This window comes from Pseudomonas sp. S3_E10, assembly GCF_054667615.1.
The window spans coordinates 776,553-788,514 of sequence record NZ_CP162743.1 but is presented as its reverse complement, the minus strand read 5'-3'; the positions used below and the strand labels follow the sequence as shown (position 1 = coordinate 788,514).

The window sequence follows — 11,962 nt, the reverse complement described above, 5'->3', positions numbered from 1 at the left end:
GGATATTGCGTATTGATGACCCATGCAGGACAGCGTCCAGATGACTATGATGGGTACTTTCTGCCCCAGGGACCGCCCGATGAACTCACTCGCTGACTTTCCGATCCACAGCAAATGGCCTGCCCAACACCCTGAGCGCCTGCAGCTGTACTCGCTGCCCACGCCCAACGGCGTCAAGGTTTCGATCATGCTTGAAGAATTGGGCCTGCCTTATGAGGCGCACAAGGTCAGCTTCGACACGCAGGACCAGTTGTCCCCCGAGTTTCTGTCCCTGAACCCCAACAACAAAATTCCCGCGATCATCGACCCCAATGGCCCGTCCGGCCGGCCGCTGGCGCTGTTTGAGTCCGGCGCGATCCTGATCTACCTGGCCGAGAAAACCAGCCAGTTGCTCTCCGAAGATCCGGCGACACGTTATGAAACGATTCAGTGGCTGATGTTCCAGATGGGCGGCATCGGTCCGATGTTTGGCCAACTGGGGTTCTTCAACAAATTTGCCGGCAAAGCCTACGAAGACAAACGCCCGCGCGACCGCTACGCCGCCGAATCGCGCCGCCTGCTGCAAGTGCTGGAAAAACGTCTGCTGGGGCGCACCTGGATCATGGGCGATGACTACAGCATCGCCGATATCGCCACTTTCCCCTGGATCCGCAACCTGATCGGCTTCTACGAATCGGGCGATCTGGTGGGCATCGCCGACTTCCCCAATGTACTGCGCGCGCTGGATGGGTTTATCGCTCGACCGGCGGTGATCCGTGGCCTGAATATTCCGAGCTGAAGCATGCCGACCTTCGATTTCAAGCAACTGGATGTCTTCAGCAGCGTACCGCTCAAAGGCAACCCGCTGGCGGTGGTGCTTGGGGCGGACAGCCTCAGCGACCAGCAGATGGCCGACTTCGCCAATTGGACCAACCTCAGCGAAACCACGTTTTTGCTGACACCGCGCGATCCAAGGGCTGACTATCGGGTAAGAATTTTCACCACTGTGCAGGAACTGCCCTTCGCCGGGCATCCGACACTGGGCAGTTGCCACGCGTGGCTGAAAGCGGGCGGCGTGCCCAAAGGCGAAGTCATCATCCAGGAGTGCGAAGTCGGCCTGGTGCATATCCGCCGTCAAGGCGACGAGCTGGCGTTTATTGCGCCGCCCTTGTTGCGCTCAGGCCCGGTGCAAGACGACGTGCTGGAGCGCGTGCGCCAGGGGCTGAACCTTGCGCCGCAGGCAATCGTGCGCAGCCAATGGGTGGACAACGGCGCTGGTTGGCTGGCGGTGATGCTGGCCGATCGCCAGGCGGTACTCGACGTGCAACCTGACTACGCCCGATTGCTCGGCCTTGCGGTAGGCGTGATCGGCCCTTGCAACCCGGCGCACGACGACGTGGACGCGCAATTTGAAGTGCGCGGGTTTATCGCCGGTGACGGCGCTCCGGAAGACCCCGCCACCGGTAGCCTGAATGCCGGCGTTGCGCAATGGCTGCTGGGTGAGGAACTGGCGCCTGAGCACTATGTGGTCAGCCAAGGCACGGTATTGGGGCGCGCGGGGCGTATTCGCATTGAACGCCAAGGCGAAAATATCTGGGTCGGTGGTGCCGTCGCGGTGTGTATTGAAGGGCGTCTACAGCTCTAGATCAATGAATTATTACGGGCCGCGCAATACACTGTTGGCCCCTGGGCGTTTGTGCTACGGGGGGCTGGGGCATAAGCTTTTGCCCACAGTTTTTTGTCTTGCCCAGGAAAACCATGACCAGCCAGTTCCCCCAAGCCCGCCCACGCCGCCTGCGCCGCTCTCCGGAGCTGCGTGGTTTGTTCCAGGAAACCGAGTTCACCCTCAACGACCTGGTGCTGCCGATTTTCGTCGAAGAAGAAATCGACGACTTCGTGCCGATCACCAGCATGCCGGGCGTGCAGCGCATCCCTGAGAAAAAACTGGCCGGCGAGATCGAGCGCTATGCCCGCGCCGGCATCAAGTCGGTGATGACCTTTGGCGTGTCCCACCACCTGGACGCCAACGGCAGCGACACCTGGAAAGAACGCGGGCTGGTGTCGCGCATGTCCTCGATCATCAAGGACTCCGTGCCGGAAATGATCGTGATGTCCGATACCTGTTTTTGCGAATACACCGACCACGGCCACTGCGGCGTCATGCACGGCGCCCATGTCGACAACGATTTGACCCTGATCAACCTCGGCAAACAAGCCGTGGCCGCCGCCCGTGCCGGTGCCGACGTGATCGCACCGTCTGCCGCCATGGACGGCCAGGTCCAGGCCATCCGCCGCGCCTTGGACGACGCCGGTTTCACCCACATCCCGATCATGGCCTACTCGACCAAATTCGCGTCGGCCCTCTACGGCCCCTTCCGCGAAGCCGGCGGCAGCGCACTCAAGGGCGACCGCAAAAGCTACCAGATGAACCCGATGAACCGCCGCGAAGCCGTGCGCGAATCGCTGCTCGACGAACAGGAAGGCGCGGACGCCCTGATGGTCAAACCGGCCGGTGCCTATCTGGACATCATCCGCGACATCCGCGAAGCCTCACGCCTGCCGGTGGCGGCATATCAGGTAAGCGGTGAATACGCGATGATCAAGTTCGGCGCCCAGGCGGGGGCGATTGATGAGGACCGCGTGGTTCGCGAGACCCTGGGCTCGATCAAACGGGCGGGTGCGGATTTGATTTTTACCTACTTTGCGCTGGATTTGGCGTTGGCGGGGATCTAAAGCCTTTGCGAAACCCTGTGGTTCAGCGAGCGAGCTTTTGTGGTGAGCGAGCTTGCTCGCGTTGGGCTGCGTAGCAGCCCCACTACTGACCGCCGGTCTATCTGAAGAATCGCTTTGCCCTGACTGGCGCCGTGGTTTTATTCGCCGTGGTGTCTGGTGTTGGAGGGAGGTGGGGATAAGTGATTGGCGACCTGTCCCTGGGACAGACCAAGCAGTCAAGGTTGCATGAAGTACAAGTTGGACAGGGATCCAGTAATTTTTTTGGCTTTGCCTTTTTTCAGGTACTCGCTGAACTCAAGTTCTAGAGACTCTTTATGAGTGTATTTCTTATACTTGCTCGGCACTTCGCAAGCGTACATATATAACCTCCAAGAGTCGAAACCATCGATCCGTTCATCTGGGCCGTAATCAAAGTTGACACATATTTCAGATAGATAAACACTGCAACCAATCCCATGCAGCTCGTAAGTTACGTCGTCCGTGACTGAGCCTCGTTGCGGGATCTTCTTTGAGCGCCATAGCCTGAGAATGTTTTTTGTTCCAAATGATTGCTCAAGTAAATCTGTCGCTTTTTTACTTGCGCTAAATACTCGGTTATCAAGTTTTCTAGGGTCTGGGTTTTCATCGTCTTGGTAGGTGGTGGGCTGGGTATATTTTTCTGTCGCTTTGTTTGTTATTTTCAATTCGCACGGTTCTGTTGGAAAGGGCTCTCTTATTGATACTTTGCCTATTAACGGTTTTCATAGAGGTTTCAGTGTTAATTTATTTAATCTGTTTTTGTCTAGCTGTGGAGATAGTCGTACACATCTTTTTTTGATTCTCTCTATATTTAAAGAGTTTTTCGATGATGTTGTTTGCATGTTCGCCATGACATATGAGCTGTGCGATTATGTGGGGAAGTCATCGCCAATTGTGAGTGGCGATTTTTTGTCATCGACGATTGCTTTGGTATTGAAGTGTGGGCCGTGATTGCCTTTTTTATGACCTAAGGAATGTTCGCGAATTTCAACTATTTTACCGTTTGACTAGGGGGTGCTTACCTTATTTGCAAGAATATCTTTATCCGATGTTGACGCTGAATGTTTGGGTGAGGTTAGCTGTGAATGTATTCGTACACCCCTGTATGGGAGATTTCCTCAATGTTTAAGGTGCTGATCGCATGTTCTAGTCTGGGTGCATGTATAGAGTGACATATGACTTGAGCGACGCCATGTGTTTCAGTGTCATAAAACCTGAATGCCAAATTTTCTTCATCTGCCAATATTAATTTCAAGTCGTCAGTAGTGGAGATGTATTTTAAATGACTTAGTCGCTGCCACAATAGCTCTACTTGGTAGTCTTGTTTTGCCATTAAGGTTACATGGCTACGATATGTCTTTAACTTTTTTGGATCTATATGTTCTGGATTGGTGTTTAGATGCTCAACTCCTGAATAAATTGAGGTTTCTTCATTTTTTCTGAATATGTCTTTGAGTGCTGAGCTTTTCGCAAAGCGCTTTAACGCTAGGTACTCCTGTGTCTTGCTGTATTTGGGAGCTCTTGTGGTGTACCAAGTGAGTATTACTGGCCACTCATGTTTCAATACTAGTGCGAGGGCGAGCCAAGTTTTCCATACGCTTTCAAAGTCTTGATTGAGAAATGTGATCGTGACATACCCTTGGTCTTCTGTTGGATGTGGGTAGGCCCAGGGGTGTATACCGGTTTTGTGTATGAAGACTGTGTCCATTGATCACCTTTTAAAATACGTATGAGAGTCAGTGCCGATGTCTAACGGAACTTTTACACCCTCTACGGTTACCTCGGTATTGAAGTGTGGAGCATGATTGCCTTTTTCATGACCTAACGAATGTTCACGAATTTCTACATCTCTATAAAGTAATTTGAATTCGTAAACCCTTCCTTGAATGTAGCGATCTTGGTCAGTGATGATCTCTCGGTAAACACGTTCGGGATGCTGAGTCTTAGGTACACCTCCAATTTTTTTTGCCCTTTTAAGAGCTCCATTTCTAGAAAGATTGGTATCAAAGCCTTTGGGTATCTCAGCGTCACCCTCATTGACTTTAACGTTTTCCGCCGGATTTTCTGAGCGTTTTTTGGGTTTACATCCATCCTCCCCCGGACACCTGCTCAACCCTAGCGGGTCCACCCACCCCGTAGGATTGGGCACGTACTGGTAGGCGTTGATCCCACCCGCCAGCTTCACCGGATCTGGCGTCAGGTAGCGACCAATGTCCGGACTGTAGTAGCGATGGCGGTTGTAGTGCAGTCCGCTTTCCGAATCGAAGTATTGGCCTTGGAAACGCAGCGGGTTGTCGACTTTTTTTACGTCGAGACGGCTGATTTGGCCGTAGGCGCGGTAGTGGGCGGACCAGACGATTTCGCCGTCTGGAGTGGTGAGTTCCTGGGGCGTGCCGAGGTGGTCGAGTTGGTAGTGGTAGGGCTGGGTTTCGTCTGGGCCGAAGCCTTCCAGCAGCGCCAGCGGCCGAAAGCTGTCCGGTTCATAGATAAAACTGCGATGCCGATCCGCATGGTGTTCGGCGATCAGTTTGTCGCCTTGCCAGAAAAACTCGGTCGTTATGCCATCGACGGTTTTGCTGATGCGCCGCCCAAACGGGTCATAGCGGTAGCTGGCGGTTTGGCCGTTGGGCTGGGTAATGCCGATCAGCCGGTGCTGGCAGTCGTAGCGGTACTCGGTGACTAACGCATGCCCGCGGCCGCGCCGTTCGCGGATGAGGTTGCCGAAGGCGTCATAGTCGTAATGCCGGTCGCCCTGGATCATCAGGCGGTTGCCCGCCACGATGTCCGGGCCGGGACGGTCGTGCATCAGCAGGTTGCCGGCCGGGTTGTGGCCGAAACGTTCCTGCAGGTCCTGCGAGTGGTCGGCGCGGGTGAGGCGGCCTAGTGGGTCGTAGCGGTAGTGGTGTTCGCCTTTGCGGGTGTCGTTCAGGCGAGTGAGGTTGCCGGCTTTGTCGTAGTCGTAGTGGCGTTGGTAGAGGTGGTTTTCCTGCTGCGTGACGCTGTGGGCGTGCAGGCGGTGCTGGTCGTCGTAGTGGTAGTGGCTGAGCAGTTGACCTTGTTGGCGTTGGTGCTCTTGGCCGGCTTTGAAAAGGTGGGAAGTCAGCAGTGTGCCGTTCAACTCAACGGTGGCGAGTTGGCCGCCTTTGGCATGGTTGAAGGTCAGTCGATTGTTGTCCGGCAAGCGCAGGTGTTGCAGTTGACCGCAGACGTCGTAGCCATAACGCAAGGTGCCCCAGCCTTGATGCTCGGCGGTCAGGCGGTTTTGTGTGTCGTACTCGTAGGCCAGCGCCCAGTGGCCGTCGTCGACGCTGAGGAGGTTGCCTTGGCGGTCGTAGGCGTAATCAACGGTATTGCCGTCGGGCAGGGTTTTTCGTACAAGGCGGCCGGCGTGATCGCGCTGGTAAACGGTAACTAGCTGACTGCTATCGTCGCCGTGTTCGGTTTTTTCCTGAAGGTTGCCGTTAAGGTCGTAGACGTAGGCGGTGCGCTGGCCGTCGAAGCCGATTTCCTGCTGGATCAGGCCGTTGGGGTGGTAGTTGAGCCGGTAGGTTTCGCCGACTTCGTTTTCGATTTCGGTGAGCAGCAGTCGGGCGTTGTCGTAGCGGTAGTTGACCTGGCTGCCATCGGCGTTGAGGCGGCGGCTGATCAGGTGCAGGCCATCGGCGTATTCGTAGCGGGTGACGTGGCCGCGTTCGTCGCGTTCGGCGGTGATTTTTCCGTAGGGGTTGTAGCTGTATTCGCGGGTTGCGCCGCCCGGCAGTACAACACGCGTTAACCGACCAACGCTGTCCCATTGATACCCGGTCAGCGCGCCCTGTTCATCCTCGCGGGCAATCTGGCGGCCCAGATCATCGTAGCGATAGCGCTTGGTGTCGCCATTGGGCAGTTGCTCTTCAAGGAGCTGACCGCGTTCATTCCACACCAGGCGATGACAACTGTGGTCGGGATACCAAACCCCCGTCAGTTGCCCGTATTTGTTGTAGCTGTAGTCCGTCACCTCACCATCGGGATCGGTCCTACGCGTTACGTCGCCCTGATCGTTACGCTCGTACTTCCAAACCGCCTCACCACGCCGCACCACCCGTACGAAGCCGTTGTCATGCTCGTAGGACGTCGGCGCGTCATCCCCCGGAAACACCGCCACCAAGCGTCCGGCATCGTCGTACTGATACGCCGTCACCGCCCCGAGCGGATCCTGCTCGACCGTCAGTCGACCCTTGTCATCGTAGGATTTGAAGTGCTGAGCGCCGTCCGGATCAATGCGCTGCACCAGCCGTGCGCGGTCATCGTGGACGTACACTTCCTGACTGCCATCGGCGTTCTGCACGACCACGCGGCCGTCCTCACCCCAGGCATACCGCGTGTCCATCTGCGAAAAACTGGCCCAGTGCCGGACACAGCGTGCCGCCTTGCCGGAGCGTTCCCACTCCCAAAAGAAGCTCGCCCCACCGGCCAGTCCACGCTCCAGAATGACGTGCTGCTCGTCGTACCGATAAACCTCGCTTTCGCCGACGGCGTTGGTCGCCGAAACCAGTCGTCCGGCGTCGTCATAGGCGTAGGAAACAACGCTCTGTTCCGTGATCCATTCGTAAGGCTCGTACCCCTTGGCCCGCTGAACCTGGTAATCCACCGCCACCATGCGGCCCAGTTCATAGCGCAAACACAGCGAGCGCCCCACGCCGTTATCCAACCGTGCAATACGCCCCACCACATCCCGCGAAATCCGCAGGCGGTTGTCATACGCATCGCTGATCGAGACCAGCACCCCGTCACGAAAGTGATAAAACCGCGAGGCCTGGGCCAGCACTAACTCATCCGGCGAAGCCCCCAAATAGATCGCCGCTTCAGCCAGGCTGTTGGTGATCGCCGGTCGCGCCTCGGTCGGCAGTGGAAACGAAACAGTACGGTTTTCATGGTCGGTCCACACCACCGAATCGCCCGAAACAGAAAGCCGCTGCGCCAGCGAATGACTCCAGCCAAACCCCAGCCCAACATCCACTTCCACCGCGCTGGTGCGGTACAAACGGGTCCACTCAAACGGCAATATCCCGTCCAAAACACCATCGGTGAGGGTGAGCAATTCCTCCCCAGTGACCATCGACACCGGGCAGCCATTGGTCGCTGTTTTGTCCGCCGAAGTCGCCGCGTCACCCTTGGGATTCGTAGCCACGACCGGCACATCATCGACAGACTCCTGCCGAACCAATACCGTCCGCTGGGACTTGTTACGAACCAACGGAACAGGGTTCGAAACCACGTGTTCCCCAGCCTTCAACGACGCCACCGGAATCGTCTTGATCGGCGTCGCCGCACTGCCCAGCAGTAATGGCCTGGCCGCTGCGACATGCGGTTCCAACCCTGGCCTCACAAGGTGCCTGGCCAGCAGCTCCAACAACCCCCGCACCCGTGCGGACTTGATGGCCCCCAGCGCCTGAGCACCCAGGCGCAGCGTCACGCCCGTGCCTGCCGTCGCCCACATCAGCAGTAGATTGATCAAGACCTCGCCGGTGATCTCGCCGAGCAATTCGAACATCTGCGGCGGCGGCAGCAGGCGTATCCAGCTGACCATCGCCGAGATAAAAATGAACAACAGCGGCTCATCACTCAGCACCAGCAACGCGTGGGCAATGGCGTCGCTGCCGAGCGTCAGCAGTTCATCGAGGTCGGCCTGAGAGATGTACGCCAACAACTTTTCGCTGTTGGCCTGTAGATCCGATAACAGCTCATACACCTGCGTGATGTTGTCCCACAGGTTGTAGAGCGCCTGAGCCAAACCGCTGGAAAACGCCGCGCCTTGCATTGCGCTGCGTTGCAAAGACGGGGCGTCGGCAAACTCGTCCCACTGGGGCTTGAAGGTCTTCGCCCACTCATCGCGCAGGCCCGTTTCCAGCCCGGCGATCACCGATTGATAGGAGGCATACAGCGCCTTGACGTGATCCGTGGAAACGTCGGGATAAAACGTAATTTGGTATTGTTGGTCGCGGGTACATTCCTGGATTTCAAGCGTGCCGCCGGGGCCGATGGTTCGATGGATGGGCGGTCCCGTCGGGCTGCCATCCCGGGCGATGGCCTGCAGCATTACCGGCGTGTTGCCGATAGGCACGAAGCGCGTGCTTTCAAACAGATGCACCAGGGTCATCGACCCCTGAGCATCACACGTGGCGACCACTGTGCTGGGTTTTCTGGAAGAGACCGGCGCGATCAACGCAACCTCTTCGCCGACTTTGAAAACCTGCTCCACCTCAAGCGCCGAGCCACTCCAGACGCTTTCGGTCCAGTCGTCGAAGGTGTTCAGGCAATTACGCAAGTCACGCAGGACGCGTTCAACATCCGGCGCGTCGGCATCCATGGGCGCCAGAACGAAGCTGGCAATAACCGGAATCAAGAGGCAGCCCTGGTGGGCAGGGCATTAACGGATAGGTACATGGCGGTCCCTCGCACTGAATGATCAGGCGAGAGACTTTGGAGAGGTTTATCAGGTAAAGAAGTCGGCGCTGTTCGCCAGGACGGCTAGGAGGTTTCGCCAAAACTTCGGGTAAATGCGGGGGCCGTCGTAGGAGCTGGATTACAGGTTAAGCAGTCCTACAGCTTCAAGTTACCGGTAGGGTCAATCACAGTATCTGTGCGACCGGAGGAAAAGCGTGTCCGCGCGGGATGGCGCAGGCCGAACGTTCCCGGCAACCTGGCGAACCCACGCCAGACTTACCGGTCCATATCGCAACGCCCGGCCCATCGCCTTCAAGGAAGCCCAATGTCCCTACGCCGCCTGATCCTGTGCCTCACCCCCTGGCTGGTGTTGGCCGGTTGTTCCACTTCACGCGGCCCGCAGCAGCCGGAGCGCAGCGAGGCCGAGGTGAAGGCGCAGATCGTGCGCTTGCTGCCGGCCAAGGTAGCGGATCGCAATGGCTGGGCCCAGGACATCTACACTGCCTTCGATACCCAGAAGATCTACCCCAGCACCGAGAACATCTGCGCCGTGCTGGCGGTAACCGAGCAGGAGTCGACGTTTCAGGTCGACCCACCCGTGCCGAACATGGGCAAGATTGCCCAGGACGAAATCCTGCGCCGGGCCGGCAAGGTGCATGTGCCGGCCTTTGTGGTGCGCAGCGCGCTGCAGCTGAAGTCGCCCAGCGGCAAGTCCTACGCCGACCGTTTGAACGCGGCGCGCACCGAGAAAGATCTCAGCGGTATCTTCGATGATTTCATCAGCATGGTGCCACTGGGCAACACCCTGTTTGGCGGCTTCAACCCGGTGCATACCGCCGGCCCGATGCAGGTCAGCATCGACTTTGCGCAGCAACAGGCGCGGGGTTATCCCTACACGGTGGACGGCACGATTCGTCGGGAGGTTTTCACCCGGCGTGGCGGCATGTACTTCGGCATCGCCCACTTGCTGGGTTATCCGGTGAACTACGACCAGCCGCTGTACCGCTTCGCCGACTTCAATGCCGGCTGGTACGCGAGTCGCAATGCCGCGTTCCAGGCGGCGGTCAGCCGGGCTTCGGGCACTGAGCTGGCGCTGGATGGCGACTTGATCCGTTATGGCTCATTGCTGCCCGGCACCACCGAACTGGCGGTACGTTCCCTGGGCGCCAGGCTGGACGTGCGTAACCCCAGCATTCGCAGCCAACTGGAGCAGGGCGAGCGGTTGGATTTTGAAGACACCACCCTCTACAAACGCGTGTTTGCCCTGGCCGACAAGGCCAACGGCGCGCCGATGCCACGGGCGATCCTGCCGGGCATCGTGCTCAAGAGCCCGAAGATCACCCGCAACCTCACCACGGCCTGGTTTGCCAAGCGCGTCGATGAGCGCTATCAGCGCTGTATGAAGCGCTGACTACGTGCGGCGGCGCACAAACTTGCGCCACAGCCACACCCACAACCAGACCACCGGGAACGCCAGGATCACGAAGGGCAGCACGTAACTGGCGCGTTCCAGGGCGTCAGCGGTGCCTTCCAGCATATTCGTACCCAGGTTGCTGAACATCCGGCTCAAGCGTGACGATTGGTTCGCGCCGTCCGCGGAGCGGAAGTTCAAGGTGACACGGTTGGTGTCGAGACGACGTTGCTGGCCGGCCGCGACCTGGGCCAGCGCTTGCAGATCATTTTCGATGGCGGCCTCTTCCTTGCTCAAGGCGATCAGGTCGCTGACGGTGATGTCCTTGCGCTTGGCCAGTTCGTCGAGGCGTTGTTGCTGGGCTAGCAGGCGGTCCTGGCGGCGGCGCACATCGTCGACGGCGTCGGCCAGATCCTCGGCGGTCGTGATGCGCTGGCCGAGCTTACCGCCTTCAGCGGCCAGGGCGACCATTGGTTCTACGCCGTTGGGGGCGATGCGCAGGATGATCTCGCCGCCGTTGCTGTCTTCGGTGATGCCCAGGATATTGCAGGCGCCGAACCGCGCCGTTTCGCAGGCCTCACGGGTGGCCTGCATGCGCGGCGCGAGCAGGGCGCCGGGCAGGGCCAAGGTCAGTTCGTGTTCGTAGGCCAGTTGTGCGCCGGCCCGGCCTTGTTCGCCACTGATGGCGGCGGCGCGGGAGTGCTCCTTGGGCGAGCAGCCGCCCAGCGCCAGGCCGGTCAGCAAGATCAATAGCGGGACGCGAAGCGGGTTGCCGTCCAGATGGCGCATTGCGGATCCTTAAGATGTGCGGGGGAAATTGGCGGCGATTAAAGCGGGTCCGGCGGATTAACGCAAAGTATCGCGCAAGATTTGCACGCCTGATGGTGGTGGCCGGGGTTCGGGAGCAGGCGTACATCTTGAGCCTGACATCAAGGAAGAACGCATCATGATCACTCACACTGTGCCCGAAGGGTTTGTTTCGTTGCCCCGCAGCAGCCCACTGCTGGATCTGCTTGGCCCGGCATACTGCCGGGGCGAAGGCCTGGGATTAGAAATCGGCCTGCGCGCCGACAATCGCCATGCCAACGGGCGCGGCACCGTGCATGGCGGGGTGTTGGCGACGCTGGCGGATATCGGCATGGGCTACGCCATGGCGTTTTCCAGCGAGCCGCCGTTGCCATTGATTACAGCGAGCATGACCGTGGATTACCTGGGGGCGGTGCAGGTGGGGGAGTGGGTCGTGGTGCGGTTGGAGCATCACAAGCGCGGGCGCCAAATGGCGTTTGCCACGGTGAGCCTGCAGATAGGGGAGAAGGTGGTGGCACGGGCGAATGCGGTGTTTGCGGTGCCTCAATCTCACAGGTAACGAAGATCGGGTGTGGGAGGGGGCTTGCT

Annotated in this window: 10 protein-coding genes; 5 read left to right on the top strand and 5 right to left on the bottom strand. The window is 58.4% G+C overall.

The features are described 5' to 3' along the window. Nucleotides 1-79 precede the first annotated feature (79 nt). The 3 genes from AB4N98_RS03215 to hemB all read left to right on the top strand — a co-directional run bounded on the left by AB4N98_RS03215 (nt 80) and on the right by hemB (nt 2,712). Nucleotides 80-778 carry a glutathione S-transferase N-terminal domain-containing protein gene (locus tag AB4N98_RS03215; RefSeq protein WP_017526772.1) on the top strand — a complete coding sequence of 233 codons (699 nt, stop codon included), beginning with the start codon at nt 80-82 and terminating at the stop codon, nt 776-778. A gap of 3 nt (nt 779-781) precedes the next feature. Further along, entirely contained in the window at nt 782-1,624 is an 843-nt protein-coding gene (locus tag AB4N98_RS03210) for a PhzF family phenazine biosynthesis protein (RefSeq protein WP_068931632.1), read from the top strand. Nucleotides 1,625-1,737: 113 nt separating this feature from the next. Beyond that, nucleotides 1,738-2,712: a porphobilinogen synthase gene (gene hemB, locus AB4N98_RS03205; RefSeq protein ID WP_460149245.1), complete on the top strand. Its 975-nt coding sequence runs from the start codon at nt 1,738-1,740 to the stop codon at nt 2,710-2,712. 215 nt (nt 2,713-2,927) lie between these two features. Here the strand turns inward: hemB and AB4N98_RS03200 are convergent, their stop codons facing one another. The 4 genes from AB4N98_RS03200 to AB4N98_RS03185 form a co-directional block, all read right to left on the bottom strand. Further along, entirely contained in the window at nt 2,928-3,395 is a 468-nt protein-coding gene (locus AB4N98_RS03200) for a DUF6896 domain-containing protein (protein ID WP_175404163.1), read from the bottom strand. A 204-nt stretch (nt 3,396-3,599) separates the two neighbouring features. Then, a complete protein-coding gene (locus AB4N98_RS03195; RefSeq protein ID WP_460149561.1) occupies nt 3,600-3,716 on the bottom strand; it encodes a hypothetical protein in 117 nt (38 codons plus the stop codon). Nucleotides 3,717-3,805: 89 nt separating this feature from the next. After that, a complete protein-coding gene (locus tag AB4N98_RS03190; protein WP_135196982.1) occupies nt 3,806-4,438 on the bottom strand; it encodes a hypothetical protein in 633 nt (210 codons plus the stop codon). A 3-nt stretch (nt 4,439-4,441) separates the two neighbouring features. Then, complete coding sequence (locus AB4N98_RS03185; protein ID WP_460149242.1) at nt 4,442-9,115, bottom strand: RHS repeat-associated core domain-containing protein; 4,674 nt, start codon at nt 9,113-9,115, stop codon at nt 4,442-4,444. Between the two features lie 366 nt (nt 9,116-9,481). On the opposite strand from AB4N98_RS03185, the gene AB4N98_RS03180 reads away from it, so the two are divergent. Then, complete coding sequence (locus tag AB4N98_RS03180; RefSeq protein ID WP_065878678.1) at nt 9,482-10,567, top strand: DUF1615 domain-containing protein; 1,086 nt, start codon at nt 9,482-9,484, stop codon at nt 10,565-10,567. On the opposite strand, the gene AB4N98_RS03175 is transcribed toward AB4N98_RS03180, so the two are convergent. Further along, complete coding sequence (locus tag AB4N98_RS03175) at nt 10,568-11,356, bottom strand: DUF4349 domain-containing protein (RefSeq protein ID WP_223496326.1); 789 nt, start codon at nt 11,354-11,356, stop codon at nt 10,568-10,570. Between the two features lie 157 nt (nt 11,357-11,513). Between AB4N98_RS03175 and AB4N98_RS03170 the strand changes: the two genes are divergently transcribed. Continuing rightward, a complete protein-coding gene (locus tag AB4N98_RS03170; RefSeq protein ID WP_223496323.1) occupies nt 11,514-11,933 on the top strand; it encodes a PaaI family thioesterase in 420 nt (139 codons plus the stop codon). Nucleotides 11,934-11,962: the final 29 nt, after the last annotated feature.